This is a genomic window from Streptomyces marincola, assembly GCF_020410765.1.
GTDB lineage: Bacteria > Actinomycetota > Actinomycetes > Streptomycetales > Streptomycetaceae > Streptomyces > Streptomyces marincola.
In genome coordinates this window covers 3,867,446-3,883,966 of sequence record NZ_CP084541.1, presented here as the reverse complement: position 1 = coordinate 3,883,966, position 16,521 = coordinate 3,867,446, and the positions used below count along the sequence as shown (strand labels likewise).

The window sequence follows — 16,521 nt, the reverse complement described above, 5'->3', positions numbered from 1 at the left end:
GGTCAGTCGCGCCTCTCGGGGCGGAGGTCGAGCCCGATGTCCAGGATCGGGGCCGAGTGGGTGAGCGCGCCGACCGCGACGTAGTCGACGCCGGCGTCCGCGTAGGCCCGCGCGTTCTCCAGGGTCAGGCGGCCCGAGGATTCGAGCGCGGCGCGGCCCGCGACCAGGGCGACCGCCCGCGCGGTCTCCTCGGGCGTGAAGTTGTCGAGCAGGATGAGGTCGGCGCCCTCGTCGAGCACGGGCTCGATCTGGTCGATGCGGTCCACCTCGACCTCGACCGGAACGCCGGGGAACTCCTCGCGCACGCTGCGGAACGCCTCCGCCACGCCGCCGGCCGCGACGACGTGGTTGTCCTTGATCAGCGCCGCGTCGGACAGCGACATGCGGTGGTTGGCGCCGCCGCCGCAGCGCACGGCGTACTTCTCCAGGGCCCGCAGGCCCGGGGTCGTCTTGCGGGTGTCGCGCACACGGGTCTTCGTGCCCGCGAGCACGTCGGCCCACGCGCTGGTGGCGGTGGCGATGCCGGACAGCCGGCACAGCAGGTTCAGCGCGCTGCGCTCCGCGGTGAGCAGGTCCCTGGTCCTGGTGGTGACCGACAGCAGGACCTGCCCGGCCGCCACGCGGTCCCCGTCGGCCACGTGGCGTTCCACCTCGAAGTCGTCGGTGCACACCAGGGAGAGCACCGCCTCCGCGACCTGGAGGCCGGCGACGGTCCCGGCCTGCCGGGCCACGAAGTCGCCGGTGGCCACCGCGTCCTCGGGAACGGTCGCCACGGTCGTGACGTCCACGCCGTTGTCCAGGTCCTCCTCGACCGCCAGGTGGGCGATGTCCTCGACCTGGACCGGGTCGAGGCCGCCGGCGGCGAGCAGCTCGGCGAGGCCGGGGTCGAGGCCGCACTCCAGCGGGTCGTGCGCGAACGCCGGCTCCCCGCCGCCGCAGCCGCAGCCCGCGCCGCAGCCGCCGGCCGCCGCGGGGTCGTCCGGTCGGGCACCGATCGGCAGGAGCGTCAGCTCGACGGGCCGGGCGGTGGGGTGGTCGGGGCTGGTCACGGCTCGGGGTTCTCCCTCTTGACTGCCGCGCCCACGGGGCGCGGTGCGGGTTCCGGTGTCGGGGGCGGCACGGCGGGGCGGCCCGGTGGGCCGGCCGCCGTCGCCGGGAAGGCGGCCGTTCCCGTGGGGTGGACGGCCAGGACGCGGCCCGCCGCGCCCGGGGTCAGCGCGGCGACCAGGTGGCGGCGCCAGCGGGCGTCGTCCCGCTCGGTGCGGTCCTCGCGCCAGTGGCAGCCGCGGGTCTCGGGGCGCAGCGCCGCGACGGCCACCAGGACGCGGGCGACCAGGTGCAGGTTCGCCGTCTCCCAGGTGTCGGCGCCCGGCTCCGCCGCCTTGTGCTCGCCGTCCGCGGCCAACCGGTCGAGCGCCCGCCCGGCGGCGGCGAGGCCGGCAGCCGAGCGCAGCACCCCGGCGCCCTCGGTCATGACGCGCTGGACGGCCGCCCTGGCCTCTGCGGGCAGCAGCGCGCCGCCCGCCGGGCCGTGCGGCGGGGGAACGGGCGGCCCCGCGGGGGTCAGGTCGGCGGCGACGGCGGCGGCGATGCGTTCGGCGAAGACGAGTCCTTCGAGCAGCGAGTTGGACGCCAGGCGGTTCGCGCCGTGCACGCCGGTGCACGCGGTCTCTCCGCACGCGTAGAGTCCCGGCACGGTGGTGCGTCCCGCCAGGTCGGTGCGGACGCCGCCGGAGGCGTAGTGGGCGGCGGGCGCCACGGGAACGGGTTCTGTCACCGGGTCGATGCCGTGCGCGCGGCAGGCGGCGAGGATGGTGGGGAAGCGGCGTTCCCACATGGCGGCGCCGAAGTGCCTGGCGTCGAGGTACATGTGGTCGATGCCCTGCTCGTGCATGCGGCGCGTGATGGCCTTGGCGACGATGTCGCGCGGCGCGAGTTCCGCCAGCTCGTGCTGACCGGTCATGAACCGCGTCCCCGCCGCGTCCACCAGGTGCGCGCCCTCGCCCCGCACCGCCTCGGAGATCAGCGGCTGCCTGCCCTCGGCCTCCGCGCCGAGGAACAGCACGGTGGGGTGGAACTGCACGAACTCCAGGTCCGCGACCTCCGCGCCGGCGCGCAGCGCCAGCGCCACGCCGTCGCCCGTGGAGACCGCGGGGTTGGTGGTGACGGAGAACACCTGTCCCATGCCGCCGGTGGCGAGCACCACCGCGGGGGCGTGCACGGCGCCGACGCCGTCGTGCCTGCCCTCGCCCATGACGTGCAGCGTCACGCCTGCCGCCCGCCCCTCGGCGTCCTTGAGCAGGTCGAGGGCGAGCGCGTTCTCGACGGTCTCGATCCCGGCCTCGCGCACGGCCGCCACCAGCGCCCGCGAGATCTCGGCGCCGGTCGCGTCGCCGCCGGCGTGGGCGATCCTGCGGCGCCTGTGGCCGCCCTCGCGGGTCAGGGCGATCCCGCCGCCCGGGGTCTCGTCGAACCGCGCGCCGAGGCCGATCAGCCGCCGCACCGCGGCCGGGCCCTCGGAGACCAGCGCGGTGACGGCGGCCTCGTCGCACAGCCCGGCGCCGGCCGTGAGCGTGTCGGCCCGGTGCTGGGCGGGTGTGTCGCCCTCGCCGAGCGCCGCCGCTATGCCGCCCTGCGCCCACCGCGTGGACCCGTCGTCGAGCCTGGCCTTGGTGACGATGACCGTGCGCAGGCCCGCGGCGGCGCAGTGCAGCGCGGCGGTGAGCCCGGCGACGCCCGAGCCGACGACGGCCACGTCCGCGGTGATCGCCCAGCCGGGCGCGGGCGCCGGCAGGGGTGCGGTCATGGCGGCGGGCAGGGGTATGGCCGCGCGGGCGGTCATGCGGCCCCTCCCAGGTCGAGGCGGAGGTTGTCGATGAGCCGGGTGGTGCCCACGCGCGCGGCCACCGCCATGATCGCCTCGCCGGTGTACCCGTCCGCGACCTCGGTGAGGCCGACGGGGTCGAGCAGCGCCAGGTAGTCGAGCGCGAGCGGCGGGTCGGCCTCGGCGGCGCGGTCGAGCACCTTGCGCGCCGCGGCGCGTGCCCCGGTGGCGGAACGGTGGTCGCGCGCCGCGAACAGCGCGCGGGACAGCGCGAGCGCCGTGTCGCGCTCCGTCGGGGCGAGGTACCGGTTGCGGCTGGAGAGGGCCAGGCCGTCCGCCTCCCGCACGGTGGGCACGGGCACGACCGTGACGGGGAAGTCGAGGTCGCGGACCATGCGGCGGATGAGGGCGAGCTGCTGGGCGTCCTTCTCGCCGAACATCGCGTAGTCGGGGCGGGTCAGGTGCAGCAGCTTGGCGACGACCGTGAGCATGCCGTCGAAGTGGCCGGGGCGCGCGGCGCCTTCGAGGCGGTCCCCGAGCGGTCCTGCCGCGACGCGCACCAGGGGCGGGCCCGCCGGGTAGACCACGTCGTCGGTGGGCGCGAACACCAGGTCGGCGCCCGCCGCGAGCGCCAGGTCCACGTCGGCGTCGAGGGTGCGCGGGTAGCGCTCGAAGTCCTCGCCCGCGCCGAACTGGAGCGGGTTCACGTACACCGTCACGACGACCTGCCCGTCCGGTCCGACGCGCTCGCGGGCGGCCCTGATGTTCGCGGCGTGCCCCTCGTGCAGGGCCCCGAGCGTCATCACGACGGCGCGCGCGGCGCCCGGCCGGTAGCGGGCGTGCAGGTCCTCGGCGCGGCGCGCCACGGCGTTCGTCATCGTTCTCCTCCGCGTTCTCCTCCGTCGCCCGTCCCCCCGGGGCGCTCCGCGCCGTCCGCGAGAACGCCGAGCAGCGCCTCGGCCAGCTCGGGCTTCAGCAGTCCGTGGTCCAGGGCGCGGTCCGCGGTGGTGCGGGCCATCGCGAGGTACCCGGACAGGGCGTGCGGGGCGCGGGCGCGCAGCTCCGCGACGTGGGCGGCGACCGTTCCCGCGTCCCCGCGCGCGACCGGCCCGGTGAGGGCGGCGTCGCCGGAGCGCAGCGCGTTGTCGAGGGCCGCGCCGAGCAGCGGCCCGAGCATGCGGTCGGGCGCGGCGACGCCCGCGGTGCGCAGCAGTTCGAGTGCCTGGGCGACGAGCGTGACCAGGTGGTTGGCGCCGAGGGCGAGCGCCGCGTGGTACAGCGGGCGGGCGTCCTCCTCGATCCACTCGGGCTCCCCGCCCATCTCGATGACCAGCGCCTCGGCCGCCAGGCGCAGCTCGGCCGGCGCGGTGACGCCGAACGAGCAGCCGGCCAGGCGCTGCACGTCGACCTGGGTGCCGGTGAACGTCATGGCGGGGTGCAGCGCGAGCGGCAGGCCGCCGGCGCGCAGCGCGGGGTCGAGCACGCCCGCGCCGTACCGGCCCGAGCAGTGCGCCAGCAGCTGCCCCGGGCGGATCGCGCCGGTCTCCGCGAGCCCCGCGACCAGCGCGGGCAGCGCGTCGTCCGGCACGGTCAGCAGCACCAGGTCGGCGCGGGCCAGCACCTCGTCGGGGGTCACCAGCGGCACGCCGGGCAGCAGCGCCTCGGCGCGGCGGCGGGAGGCGTCGGAGACGCCGGAGGCGGCGACGGGCCGGTGGCCGGCCAGGCCGAGCGCCGCCGCGAGGGCCGGGCCCACCCGGCCGGCGCCGACGACGCCGACGCGGAGCCTGGCGGGGCGGTCGCGCGCCTCGGTGCTCCTGTGGGCGCTGGCGGCGTCGTTCACGGCGGGGGTGGCCCCTTCCTGGGGTTCCTGGGGTTCCTGGGGTTCCTGGGGTTCATGTTCCGGGCGTTCCGATCGTCCGGGCCGGTCCTGGCGTTCCGCGGGCGCTTGGCGGGCGTCGTCGGTGACGCGTCGCTCCTGGCGTCGCGGTCCGCGTGCCGGTACCGGACATCGCTCCAGCTTAAGGCTGCCCGCCGCGGCCCGTGGGTCCCGCTGCGCCCCGCCGTCACCGCCCGCCGGCCCTCACCAGCCCGGTCTCGTAGGCGAGCACGACGGCCTGCACGCGGTCGCGCAGCCCCAACTTGGCGAGAATACGGCCCACATGGGTCTTGACGGTGGCCTCCGAGACGAACAGCGACGCGGCGATCTCGCCGTTGGACTGGCCCTGTGCGATCAGCAGCAGCACTTCGCGCTCGCGGTCGGTCAGCTGGTCGAGTTCCGGGTGCGCGTTCTCGTCGGGGGCGGGCAGCAGCGTCATGAAACGGTCGAGCAGGCGGCGGGTGGTCGACGGGGCGACGACGGCGTCCCCGCTGTGCACCGCGCGGATGGCGCCGAGCAGTTCGTCCGGCGGAACGTCCTTGAGCAGGAAGCCGGCCGCGCCCGCGCGCAGTCCCGAGAACGCGTACTCGTCGAGGTCGAAGGTCGTCAGGATCAGCACCTTCGGTTGGCCGGGGCCGCCCTGCCCGTCCCGGCAGATGCGGCTGGTGGCCTCGACGCCGTCGAGGCGCGGCATGCGCACGTCCATCAGCACCACGTCGACGGCGGTGGAACGCAGCACGTCCAGGGCCTCGGCCCCGTCGCCCGCCTCCGCGACGACCTCCATGTCGGGCTGGGCGGTGAGCACCATCTTGAATCCGGTTCGCAGAAGGACTTGATCGTCGACGAGCATGACGCGGATCGGCATCGGCCCATCCCCCTTCGAGTTGGCGGTCGCGGCCCTGGCCGCGACCGTGTCCGTACCAGCGGTCGTGGCCGTGTTCCCGGCCCGCGCACCGCACACCACGCGCCGCGCGTGGTGCGCCGGCCGCGCACCGCGTTCATTGTGCGCCGGTCACTCGGCGCCGGTCAGCGGCAGCGTTGCGCTGATGCGGAACCCGCCGCCGGGACGCGGCCCCGCGACCAGCACGCCGCCGACCATGCCGACGCGCTCCCGCATGCCGATCAGCCCGTGCCCCATGCCGTCGGCGCCGCGCTCCTCGTACAGCTCGCGCTGCGCGCCGCGCCCGTCGTCCTCGGCGCGCACGGTCAGCGCGTCCGCGCCGTATTCGAGCCGCACGGTGGCGACGACGCGCGGGCCGCCGTGCTTGCGCGAGTTGGTCAGGGCCTCCTGGACGATGCGGTACGCCGTCAGCTCGACGCCGCGCGGCAGGGGCCTCGGCGTGCCCTCGACGCGGAAGTCCACCGGCAGACCGGCGTCCCTGACCTGGTCCACGAGGTCGGCCAGCTGCTCGACACCAGGCTGCGGCACGTACTCGCTGCCGGTGCCCTCGCCGTCCTCGCTGCGCAGCACCCCGAGCAGGCGGCGCATCTCGGTCAGCGCCTGCCTGCCGGTGCCCGAGATCGTCTGGAGGGCGGTGCGGGTCTGCTCGGGCGCGGTGTCGAGCACGTACGCGGCGCCGTCGGCCTGGACGACCATCACGGACACGTTGTGGGCGACGACGTCGTGCAGCTCGCGCGCGATGCGCGCGCGCTCGGCCGCGACCGCCATCCGCGCCTGCGTCTCGCGTTCCGCTTCGAGGCGGTGGGCCCGCTGCTCCAGCTCGGCCCAGTAGGCGCGGCGCGTGCGCAGGGAGTCGCCGAGCACCCAGGCCAGGCAGAACGCGATGGTGAGGAAGACGACACCGACCGCCTGCTGGCCGAACGACGCCCCCTCCGTCTCGTTCGGCCAGCGCAGGGAGGCCGCGGCCGGCCCGGCGAGCGCCGTGCCCAGGGCGACCCAGGAGGGGGCGCGCGGCGGGCGCGACGCGACGGTGAAGATGATGACGAGGAAGGCGAAGTTCGACGGGAGCGGGGGAACGTCCGCCGCGAGCTGGAACAGTCCGGTGCCGATCGCGAGCGCCAGCATGTACTCGGGCCTGCGGCGGCGCAGCAGCACGACCACGAACAGCAGCGCGGCTGCGATCATGCTCCGGATCTCCGGCCGCTCGTAGCCGCCGTTCGGGGTGCTCATGGCGATGGCCATGAACGTCATGAACAGCAGCACGAACGCCCCGATGCCGTCGACCCAGGTCGGGTGACGGCGGATGAGGTCGTAGAGCCGGTGCACGTCACCCAGAGTAGGCAGGATGTGTGGCTCGGGAGTCAGCCGGACGACCGATACGTGGGGTCCTCACCTACTCCTCAAGGTGGACGAGACGTACGGACCGTGACACGGGAGGAACATGAACGACGAGCCCGCCGCCGGCTGGCGCGCCACGGCGGAACGCGCGCTGTACGGGCCGGACGGCTTCTTCGTCCGCGAGGCGCCGGCCGACCACTTCAGGACGTCGGCGCACGCCTCGCCGCGCTTCGCCGGGGCCGTCGCGCGGCTGCTGCTGCGCGTCGACCTGGCGCTCGGCCGCCCGCGCCGGCTGGCGTTCACGGACGTCGGCGCGGGGCGCGGTGAGCTGGTCGCGGCCGTCCTCGCGGCGCTGCCGCGGGACGTGGCGGCCCGGCTGCGGCCGTGCGCCGTGGAACGCGCCCCGCGCCCGCCGGGGCTCGACCCGCGCGTGGAGTGGCGCGCGGAGCCGCCCGGGGGCGGCGAGGGGCTGCTGTTCGCCAACGAGTGGCTGGACAACGTGCCGCTCGACGTCGTCGAGCGGGGTCCCGACGGCGTGCCGCGCTACGTGCTGGTGACGGCGCGTGGCGAGGAGCGCCTGGGCGGGCGGGTCACCGGGCCGGACGCCGACTGGCTGCGCCGCTGGTGGCCGCTGCCCGCGGAGCCGGGGACCAGGGCCGAGATCGGGCGCCCGCGCGACGAGGCGTGGGCTGCGGCGGCCGGCAGCCTGGCGCGCGGCCTCGCGGTGGCCGTCGACTACGCGCACACGCGCGAACGGCGCCCGCCGCTCGGCACGCTCACCGGCTACCGCGCGGGCCGCGCGGTGCGGCCGGTGCCCGACGGCGGCTGCGACCTGACCGCGCACGTGGCGCTCGACGCGTGCGCGGGGCCGGGCGCGGTGCTGTGCTCGCAGCGGGCCGCGCTGCGCGCACTCGGCGTGACGGGCGAGCGCCCGCCGCTGTCGCTCGCGGCCGAGGACCCGGCCGGCTACCTGCGGGCGCTGGGCGGCGCGGGCGAGGCGGCCGAGCTGACCGACCCGGCCGGGCTCGGCGCGTTCACGTGGCTGGTGCAGCCGGTGGGCATCGACACCGGCGGCCTCGGGCTCGGGCTCGGCGCCGGTCCCGGCTGAGGGGCCCGCGCCGGCCCGCGGGTCACTTGTCGATGTCGCCGACGACGAAGAAGAACGACCCGAGGATGGCCACCATGTCCGAGACCAGCGTGCCGGGCAGCAGCTCGCCGAGCGCCTGGATGTTGTTGAACGAGGCGGAGCGCAGCTTCAACCGGTACGGGGTCTTCTCGCCCTTGGAGACCAGGTAGTAGCCGTTGAGGCCCAAAGGGTTCTCGGTCCACGCGTACGTGGCGCCCTCGGGTGCCTTCAGCACCTTGGGCAGCCGCTGGTTGACGGGTCCTGGCGGCAGCTCGGCGAGCCGGTCGAGGCAGGCGTCGGCCAGGTCGAGCGCGTTCCTCGTCTGGTCGAGCAGGACCTCGAACCTGGCCAGGCAGTCCCCCGCCTCCCTGGTCGCCACGCGCAGCACGCCGCCCAGCTCGCCGTAGGCCAGGTACGGCTCGTCCCGGCGCAGGTCGAAGTCGACGCCGCTGGCCCGCGCGATGGGCCCGGACACGCCGTAGGCGTGGACGGCCTCGGCGGAGAGCACGCCGACCCCGCGCGTGCGGGCCAGGAACACCTCGTTGCCGAGCACCATGTCGTCGAAGCGGCCCAGCCGGCCGCGCACGGCGGCGACCGCGTCCCTGGCCCGGCCCGTCCAGCCGGCCGGCAGCTCGTCCTTCAGGCCGCCGACGCGGTTGAACATGTAGTGCATGCGCCCGCCGGAGACCTCCTCCATCACCTGCTGGAGGTCCTCGCGTTCGGTGAAGGCGTAGAACATCGGCGTGAGACCGCCCAGTTCGAGCGGGTAGGAGCCGAGGAACATCAGGTGGTTGAGGACGCGGTTCAGCTCGGCGAGCAGCGTCCGCAGCCACACGGCGCGCTCCGGCACCTCCATCCCGAGCATGCGCTCGACGGCGAGGACCACGCCCAGTTCGTTGGAGAACGCCGACAGCCAGTCGTGCCGATTGGCCAGCACGATGATCTGGCGGTAGTCGCGCGCCTCGAACAGCTTCTCCGCGCCCCGGTGCATGTAGCCCACCACCGGCTCGGCCCGCGTGATGCGCTCCCCGTCGACCACCAGGCGCAACCGCAGCACGCCGTGCGTCGCGGGGTGCTGGGGCCCGATGTTGAGGACCATGTCCGTACTTTCCGCGGCCCCGCCGATCCCGACCGTCGTCTCCGCCATGCCGCTCAGTCTTTCACCTCTCGGCCCGCCCGCGCCCGTTCTAAGCTTGCGGACCATGGACACGGTGGCACGAGGACCGGGACCGCGCGGGGGGACCGGTGAGGCCGGCGAGACCTGGCGGCCGGTGCTGCCCGCGCTGCTGCGCATGCGCCGGCTCCTGCTGGTGCTCTGGCTCGGCCCGCTCGCCCTGCTCTGCGGCCTGCTGCCGCCGCTGCTCGGCGCCGGGGCGTTCGCGCTGCTCGCGCTGCCGCCGCTGGCCGCGGCGGCGTGGGGCTGGGGGGCGCTGAGCCGCAACTGGCACTCCTGGGGCTACCTCGAACGCGACGACGACCTGCTCATCAGCCGCGGCGTGCTGTGGCGCAAGGTGACGGTCGTCCCGTACGGCAGGATGCAGCTGGTCGAGGTGACGTCGGGGCCGCTCGACCGCAAGTTCGGCCTGGCGCGGCTCCAGTTGCACACCGCGGCGGCGGCCACGGACGCCACGATTCCCGGACTCGACCCGGCCGAGGCGCAGCGGCTGCGCGACCGCCTCACGGAGCTGGGCGAGGCCCGTTCCGCGGGGCTGTGACATGAGCGGTGGCACGGAGGACTTCCCGGCGGGCAGCGGGAAGCGGCTGCACCCGCTCACCCCGTGGCGGCGGGCCTGGGCGCCGCTGGCCGGCCTGTTCGCCGTCGGGCTCCAGAACGCGGACCAGATCGGCTCGTGGTCGGACTCGCTCGGCTTCGTGTGGCCCGCGCTGCTGGTGGCGGGCGTCCTGCTGTGCGCGGCCTGCTACGGCTGGCTGTCGTGGCGCGTGACGCGCTACCTCGTGACCGACACGGAACTGCGCATCAGGACGGGCCTGCTGTTCCGGCGGGCGGCGCACCTGCGGCTCGACCGCATCCAGTCCATCGACATCACGCGGCCCCTGCTGGCGCGGGCGCTCGGCGTGGCGAAGTTGAAGATGGACGTGGTGGGCTCGGGCGCGGCCGACGAGCTGGCGTTCCTCGACGAGCGCGAGGCCCGCGAGCTGCGCGCCGAACTGCTGGCCAGGGCCGCGGGCATCGCGCCCGAGGCGGCGCCGACCGCGGGCGAGGCCCCGGCGCGGGAGCTGTTCCGGGTCGAGTCGCGCACGCTCGGCTGGGCGCTCGCGCTGCTCGGCAGCACGTGGGGGTCCCTGCTGCTCGCGGCGGTGGTGACCCCGTTGATCTGGTCGGCGACCTCAAGCTGGTTCGCGGCGCTCGTCGTGGCGGTGCCGATGTTCGCGGCGGTGTGGCAGGCCGGGCTCGGCAGCTTCCTCAGCCAGTACGGCTGGACGGTGGGCGAGTCGCCCGACGGGCTGCGGCTGGACCACGGGCTGCTCCAGCGGGAGCACGCGACCGTGCCGCCCGGCCGGGTGCAGTCCGTGCGGATCGTGGAGCCGCTGCTGTGGCGCCCGCGCGGCTGGGTCCGCGTCGAACTCGAGGTCGCGGGCGCGGGCAACGAGAGCGGGCTGCTGCTGCCCGTCGCGACCAAGGAGGTCGCGGCGGCGCTGATCGGGCGCTTCCTGCCGGCCGTCGACATCGACGAGGCGATGGCGGCGGTCGGCCCCGCGCCGCGCCGGGCGCGCTGGGCGCTGCCGGTGTGGCGGGTCGGGTACGGGCACGGCGTGACCGGCACGGTGTTCGTCGCGCGGCGGGGGCGCCTGCGCAGAACGCACACGCTGGTGCCGCACGCGAAGGTGCAGAGCGTCCGGCTGACGCAGGGCCCGTGGATGCAGCGGCTGCGGCTTGCCGACATCCACGTCGACCACGGCGCGAACGGCACGGCGAGCGCGCGCCTCCAGGACGCGGACTACGCGGAGCGCGAGGTGGCGGCGCAGGCCGGCCGTTCCCGGCTGGGCCGGGGCAGCGCGGCCCCGGAACGCTGGCTCACCGGCGCCGCCGCACCCGCCCCGGAGGCGGACGCGCAGGACAACGCCGCACAGGACCAGGCCGCGCCGGAGAACGCCGCGCCCGCCCCGGACGCAGCGCAGCACACCGCCGCGCCGGGGCACGGTGCGGACGGGCGCGTCGCGGAGGACAGGCCGGGGGGCGCGGCGGACGGCGGGCCGCCCGCGGCGACGCGGGACGGAGCCGGCCGGGAGGAGTCGGCGGAACGCCGGGACTGACCGGCGGCCGACGGGCGCCGCGCGCCCGCGCACGCCCCCGCGCTCAGGCCGTCCTGCCGCCGCCCGCCGCGACCAGCTTGAGCAGTGCCTGCGCCGCCGTGTTCACGTGCTCGGTCGTGCCCGGCAGCACCAGGAAGGGGCGCGCGCCCCAGCCGGGGGACACCAGATACTTGGTGCCGTTCACCGTGAGCGCGACCGTCTTGCCCCGGGTGAAGCGCACGAGGTTGCCCGAGATCTGCCCGAGCGGCGCGCTGTCGATGGGCTGCCGGTCGCTGCCGAGGAGCGTCAGCGTCCCCCGGTCCACGACGACGAAGCCGTGCTGCGCGACGGGCCGCAGCCCCTTGCCGATCTGGACCTCGTCGAAGACGAACTCGGGCTCCGCGCCGCTCATGACGTTCCCTCCGCGGCGGTCTCCTGCCGGCTGATGGTCAGCGTGGCCGCGATCTCGTCGGCCGTCTCCTCCATGGCCGCGCCCAGGGTCGGGCTCGGCCAGGTGACGGTGAGTTCGACGAAGCCCTTGCCGTAGCCGGGCGGCACCACGTAGTACGAGACGTACTCGGTCATCACCCGCCGCCCGTCCTCGCCCGGCTCGTTCAGCACCAGCTCGTGCACCCGGCAGGCCGGGCCCGCCGGGAGGTCGACCGTGCTGATCAACGGGTCGCGGTAGCGGTAGGGCTGCGGCCTCGCGGCCAGTTCGGCCATCGCCGCGACGGTGCTCTGCTCCGCCGTCGCGGGCAGCGGCGCCACGAACGCCGTGACGGGCACGAGCGGGCGCGATGTCAGCGGCTCCGGGGGCACGTAGACGGCCACGGGCGACGCGTCGCGCTCCAACGCGCCGTCCCTGATCACCTGGAGCTCCGGGTACACGGCCTCCGCGTAGTCCTGGCTCAGCTCGCCTCCCCGGTCGGCTATCGCCTGGGCGGCCTGCTCGGCCACGTCGGCGGCCCCCATGTCCAGTTGGAGCCAGAACTCCTCAGGGTGCTCGAACGCGGCCACCCACGTGGTCGCGCCAACCTGGTTCCGGGCATCGGTCACAGCGTCGCAGCTCCTTCGTCTCCGGGGGCCTGCACCGCCCCGGACCTCGCGTCGGGCGCCGGGCCTGCCGGGACGAGCCGGTTCAGCGACCACTTCCGGACGGCGCCCCGGATCACGTACGGTACGACACCGATCGCGAACGCCAGTCCGAAGACGACGGGGAACGGCGCCCAGTCGACGTTCCCGCCCGCCATGCCGAAGAAGGCCGGCACGGCGCCGACCGCGACGATGGACGGCATCAGCACCGAGTAGGCGAACAGGTCGTTCAGCCCGTAGTCGCCCGCGCGCCACCGGCGCGCGGTGCGGTCCTCCGGCCGGCGCCCGGGGAACGCGGGCAGCGGCTGCCTGCGCAGGCCGATGCCCGCGCGGGCGCAGAAGTCGCGCAGCCTGCCGAGCCCCGGATCGCCGGCGAGCCAGGTGTCCCCGTGCAGGAACACCTGCGCGACCTGCCGGTCGTCGGTCAGCGCGACGCCCCAGGGCCGTCCGTCGTCCTCGAACACCACGGCCTCCCGCACGCCCAGCACCGGGTCGGCGGGCGGCGGCACGAGCCGCTTCTCGTGCTGCGCGGTGCGCAGTTCGAGCGCCTCGTCGGTCAGGCGCACGGCGGCGCGCCGCAGGAAGCCGCGCGTCACCGCGATGCCCGGGCTCGGGCGCAGTTCGGCCAGGGCGGGGCGTTCCGCGCGGGCTCCGGCCAGGCCCAGGGCGAACGCGGCCCCGGCCGTGCACAGGGCGAAGACGAGGAACGGCACGGAGACCAGCACCGCCCAGATGCCCTCGTCGCCGGTGGCGCCGCCGACGAAGAACGAGCCGAGGCCGAGCACGAGCAGCTGGGCGAGGCCCAGCAGCATCGGCAGCACCGCGGGCCCGTCCTTCGGCCCCGGCCGCAGGGTGCCGGCGAACGCGGGCGCGCGCGGCGGCTCCGCGCCCTCGGGCGCGACGCGCACGGCGATGCCGTGGTGCCGCAGGAACGCGGCCACGCCGGAGCGTTCGAGGTGGCCGCCCCGCCCGACGCCGTTGACGGCGGTCGCCACCGCGTCGGGCGTCTCCAGCGGAACGGGCAGGGCGCCGTTCGGCTGCCAGTCGCTCAGCACGAGGCAGGCCAGCGCCCGCCCCTCGCCGTCGCACAGGTGCAGGCAGCCGCCGGCCTCGCTGGGCCGGCCCTTGCCGAGGTTGCGCAGCCGGGCGCCCGAGGCCGAGGGGCACAGCCGGCCGTCGACGTGCACGGCGGAGGCGATGCCGCGCGGGCCCACCGGCCAGGCGTGGGCGCGGAAGCGGTCGCGGACCACGAGGCGGCCGTCGTCGACCGTGACGCGGGCGCGCCGCAGCACCCCCCAGCGGGCCAGGGGGCGCTGCGCGGCGAACAGGACGGGCGGCACCGTGTTCATCGGGTGGCGGGCTCCGGGAGGGTGGCTTCCTCGACGTCGTAGTCGAGGTCGCCCGGCTGGACGAGGTCGCCGACCAGCGGGTGGTCGCCCTCGGAGAAGCCGGGCCAGTTCCACAGCGAGTCCACGCCCTCGACGCCGAACAGGCCGTAGTTGCCCGAGGCGGAGCCGAGCGCGGCCGAGCCGGCCGAGATGCCGCCGGTCGCGCCGAGCCCGCCCACGTCGGCGCCGGCGTTCGCGGCCCGGCCGAGCGCGAGCGCGTCGGCCGCGGCCTCGCCCTGGCCGAAGAACTGGTGCGCCCCGGCCTGGAGCGACCTGCCGAGGCCGGCCTCCCCGATGGTGGTCGGGATGTTCCGCAGGCCGGCCAGGCCCTGGGAGAAGCCGCTGCCCCAGTTGCCGCCGTGCCGCAGCACGCCCAGGTTCTGCGCCAGCTCGGTGCCGAGTCCGCCGAACGACGCCCGGCCCCAGCCCAGCAGGCCCGACGGCCGGGAGAACGCGGTGCCCGCGCGCCCGGCCAGCGCGGCGCCGTCCCCGACGATGCCGGCGGCGATGGCGTTGCGCGCCGCCCGGTTGCCGGTGGAGACCTGCATGACGCTGCGGAACGCGCCGAAGCGCGCCGCGCCGCCCGCGCTGGAGAGCGCCGGGGCGATGGCCCGGCCGAGGCCGAAGGTCGCGATGCCGATGATGTCGAGGGCGAAGTTCAGCCACTTGCCCTGGAGGGCGTTGCCGATCGCGGAGAGGGCGCCGGCCACGAGCGCGATGGTGCCGAGGACGCCGGCCAGCGCCTGCCCGATCACGGGTATCCAGCTGACGAGCAGCGCCAGGACCCCGCAGATGGCGGCGATCCTCCCGGCCCATTCCCCGATGACGATCAGGATGTTCTTGATGGCGTCGAAGAACGCGCCGATGTGGTCGAGGATGCCGTCCTTGAGGCCGTCCCCGCCGATGAAGTCCCCGATGGCGGTGGCGGCCCGCTGGGCGGCGGCGTCCTTCTCCTCGATGAGGCCGCGCAGTTGGGTGCGCAACGACTCCAGCTGGCCGTGCGCGTTCGTCAGCTGGCCGTCGAGGCTGCTGAGCCGCGCGTTCGCGTCGTCGAGGGCGTCCTGCGCGTCGTCCGCCTCGGAGTCCTCGGCGTCCCGCACCTCCTGCTGCGCGCTCGCGTACTGGCCGGTGAGGCTGCTGATCTGCTCCTGGGCGTCGATGGCCTGGGTGCGCAGCGACAGGCTCTCGGTCTGCGCGTCCTCAAGCTCCGGCCAGTAGGCGGCCAGCGCGTCGGCGGCGGCGTCGTAGCGGCCCCACGCCTTCCAGATGTCGTCGGACAGCTCGGTGGCCTTCTCGCGGAACGCCTCGCCCGCGGGCGACCGCCAGCCGTCCTGGCTGTCGGTGACGTCTCCGAGCAGTTCCTTGGCGCGTTGGATCGCGTCGGCGGTGCGCCGGTAGCGCGCCGCGGCCTCCTGCACCATCTCCCAGTCGCCGGGGATCGGGTCGCGCCCGTCGTGTGTCAGCGGGTGCCAGTCGGCGGGCCTGCTCACCCGTTGTTCCCTTCAATCGCGTCGACGAGGTCGTTCTCGACGCCGTCGTAGCCGTCGGCGGCCTCCCTGGCCTTCTCGGCGAAGCTCTCCAGGCTCTCCATCAGCTTGTTGCGGTGGATGCGCCAGTTCTCCGCGAACTCCTCAAGCTCGCCCGCGAGGCCGTCGTGGCCCACTTCGTCGGCGTACTCGGAGGCGACGTCCTCCGCGTTCTCGAACTCGGTGGCCACCAGGCGCAGTTTCTCGCCCAGCTCGCGGACTTCGTCCACGGTGATTTCGAGGTCGTATCCCATTCCCCCTCTTCCTCGCACTCGCGGGCCCGGTCAGCCGCCCGCTACTCCGACCACCGGAACGAACCGGCGATGGCGTCGAACATCTCCACCTGTGCGTCCGCGAGTTCGCGCAGCGGGGCGCTGAACGTCAGCACCAGCCACGCGGTCGAGTACGGGACGGGCAGGTAGAACTCAAGCAACGTGTTGGGACGCTCCTCGGGCTGTCCCAGTTCCTTGGAGTCCTCGCTGAGTTCCGTCCTGCGGCAGCGCACGGCCTCGCCCGAGGGCAGCCGCACCACCGAGACCTCGGCCTGCCCGTGGTACTTGTCGCGGATGCCGTCGGCCAGCGTCGCGGGCGGCAACTGCTGGGTAGCGGTGGGGTGCTCGGGCTCCGCGGTCACCATGAGGCTGGCCGGGATCGGGACGCCGAGCGCGGCCTGGGTGGACAGGTAGATCTCGATGGCGTCGCGCTGCGCGGCGCTGTCGGTCACGTTGCCGAGCAGTTCGCGCAACTCGTGCCGCTTGGTGGCGAATTCATCCTTGTTCGGGTACGCCATGTCGACCAGGATCTGCACGGCCCTGGCCCGTTTGGTCTCGGAGCGCAGCGGGATGCGGAACCAGTCGGTGGGCGTGATCATGCGGTACCGGGTCGGCGGGCCGGTGAGCGCGGGCTCCTGCCGTGCCACGGGCTCCTGGCCCGACTTCGGCTCCGCCCCTGCCGCGGGTTCGCCTGCCCCGGGCTCCCCGGTCCCGGTCCCGGCCTCGTTCCCCACGCGTTCGTCCGCCAGCGCCACGCGGCACTCCCCCGGTCGTTTGTGCACGTTCTTTTTCGATTTGGGACCGTATCCGATCGGTTGGCGGCGCGGCAACGAACGTGGAGCGGGGCGGCGGGCAACGGCGGGGCGGGCGCGCGCCGGAGGTGACGGACCGCTCACGGCACGTCGACGGAACGCCGCACGTTC

16 protein-coding genes are annotated in these 16,521 nt (G+C 75.4%); 3 read left to right on the top strand and 13 right to left on the bottom strand.

Going from position 1 to position 16,521, the window contains the following annotated elements; translation table 11 throughout:
- Nucleotides 1-2: 2 nt before the first annotated feature.
- From nadC to LC193_RS16980, 6 genes are all read right to left on the bottom strand, one after another.
- On the bottom strand, nt 3-1,010 hold the full coding sequence (nadC, locus tag LC193_RS17005) for a carboxylating nicotinate-nucleotide diphosphorylase (protein WP_404819538.1): 1,008 nt from the start codon (nt 1,008-1,010) through the stop codon (nt 3-5).
- A 35-nt stretch (nt 1,011-1,045) separates the two neighbouring features.
- Nucleotides 1,046-2,806: an L-aspartate oxidase gene (locus LC193_RS17000; protein WP_226078679.1), complete on the bottom strand. Its 1,761-nt coding sequence runs from the start codon at nt 2,804-2,806 to the stop codon at nt 1,046-1,048.
- A gap of 32 nt (nt 2,807-2,838) precedes the next feature.
- Nucleotides 2,839-3,702 carry a pantoate--beta-alanine ligase gene (gene panC / locus LC193_RS16995; protein WP_226075183.1) on the bottom strand — a complete coding sequence of 288 codons (864 nt, stop codon included), beginning with the start codon at nt 3,700-3,702 and terminating at the stop codon, nt 2,839-2,841.
- Nucleotides 3,699-4,664 carry a Rossmann-like and DUF2520 domain-containing protein gene (locus LC193_RS16990; RefSeq protein WP_226075181.1) on the bottom strand — a complete coding sequence of 322 codons (966 nt, stop codon included), beginning with the start codon at nt 4,662-4,664 and terminating at the stop codon, nt 3,699-3,701. The genes panC and LC193_RS16990 overlap by 4 nt, the downstream gene beginning before the upstream one ends.
- A 223-nt stretch (nt 4,665-4,887) precedes the next feature.
- Nucleotides 4,888-5,565: a response regulator gene (locus LC193_RS16985; RefSeq protein WP_226075179.1), complete on the bottom strand. Its 678-nt coding sequence runs from the start codon at nt 5,563-5,565 to the stop codon at nt 4,888-4,890.
- Nucleotides 5,566-5,712: 147 nt separating this feature from the next.
- Complete coding sequence (locus LC193_RS16980) at nt 5,713-6,927, bottom strand: sensor histidine kinase (RefSeq protein ID WP_226075177.1); 1,215 nt, start codon at nt 6,925-6,927, stop codon at nt 5,713-5,715.
- Between the two features lie 115 nt (nt 6,928-7,042).
- On the opposite strand from LC193_RS16980, the gene LC193_RS16975 reads away from it, so the two are divergent.
- On the top strand, nt 7,043-8,047 hold the full coding sequence (locus tag LC193_RS16975) for an SAM-dependent methyltransferase (RefSeq protein WP_226075175.1): 1,005 nt from the start codon (nt 7,043-7,045) through the stop codon (nt 8,045-8,047).
- A 22-nt stretch (nt 8,048-8,069) separates the two neighbouring features.
- On the opposite strand, the gene LC193_RS16970 is transcribed toward LC193_RS16975, so the two are convergent.
- On the bottom strand, nt 8,070-9,212 hold the full coding sequence (locus LC193_RS16970; protein ID WP_226075173.1) for an NADH-quinone oxidoreductase subunit D: 1,143 nt from the start codon (nt 9,210-9,212) through the stop codon (nt 8,070-8,072).
- A 55-nt stretch (nt 9,213-9,267) separates the two neighbouring features.
- Here LC193_RS16970 and LC193_RS16965 point away from each other — a divergent pair, with 55 nt between their 5' ends.
- Nucleotides 9,268-9,780, top strand: coding sequence for a PH domain-containing protein (locus LC193_RS16965; RefSeq protein WP_226075171.1), 513 nt, complete (start codon nt 9,268-9,270; stop codon nt 9,778-9,780).
- Between the two features lies 1 nt (nt 9,781).
- Nucleotides 9,782-11,341 (top strand): PH domain-containing protein, encoded by a 1,560-nt coding sequence (locus tag LC193_RS29005; protein WP_264086274.1) that lies wholly within the window; start codon nt 9,782-9,784, stop codon nt 11,339-11,341.
- Nucleotides 11,342-11,384: 43 nt separating this feature from the next.
- On the opposite strand, the gene LC193_RS16945 is transcribed toward LC193_RS29005, so the two are convergent.
- The 6 genes from LC193_RS16945 to LC193_RS16920 are packed head-to-tail and all read right to left on the bottom strand — an operon-like array spanning nt 11,385 to nt 16,353.
- Nucleotides 11,385-11,732, bottom strand: coding sequence for a hypothetical protein (locus LC193_RS16945; RefSeq protein ID WP_226075169.1), 348 nt, complete (start codon nt 11,730-11,732; stop codon nt 11,385-11,387).
- Nucleotides 11,729-12,376 carry a hypothetical protein gene (locus tag LC193_RS16940; protein WP_226075168.1) on the bottom strand — a complete coding sequence of 216 codons (648 nt, stop codon included), beginning with the start codon at nt 12,374-12,376 and terminating at the stop codon, nt 11,729-11,731. Before LC193_RS16940 ends, LC193_RS16945 begins: the two co-directional genes overlap by 4 nt.
- Entirely contained in the window at nt 12,373-13,761 is a 1,389-nt protein-coding gene (locus LC193_RS16935) for a hypothetical protein (protein ID WP_226075167.1), read from the bottom strand. The genes LC193_RS16940 and LC193_RS16935 overlap by 4 nt, the downstream gene beginning before the upstream one ends.
- Nucleotides 13,758-15,290, bottom strand: a complete 1,533-nt coding sequence (locus LC193_RS16930; RefSeq protein ID WP_226075166.1) for a hypothetical protein — start codon at nt 15,288-15,290, stop codon at nt 13,758-13,760. Before LC193_RS16930 ends, LC193_RS16935 begins: the two co-directional genes overlap by 4 nt.
- A complete protein-coding gene (locus LC193_RS16925) occupies nt 15,287-15,580 on the bottom strand; it encodes a DUF6317 family protein (protein ID WP_226075165.1) in 294 nt (97 codons plus the stop codon). The genes LC193_RS16930 and LC193_RS16925 overlap by 4 nt, the downstream gene beginning before the upstream one ends.
- Before the next feature lie 41 nt (nt 15,581-15,621).
- On the bottom strand, nt 15,622-16,353 hold the full coding sequence (locus LC193_RS16920; protein WP_226075164.1) for a hypothetical protein: 732 nt from the start codon (nt 16,351-16,353) through the stop codon (nt 15,622-15,624).
- Nucleotides 16,354-16,521 lie beyond the last annotated feature (168 nt).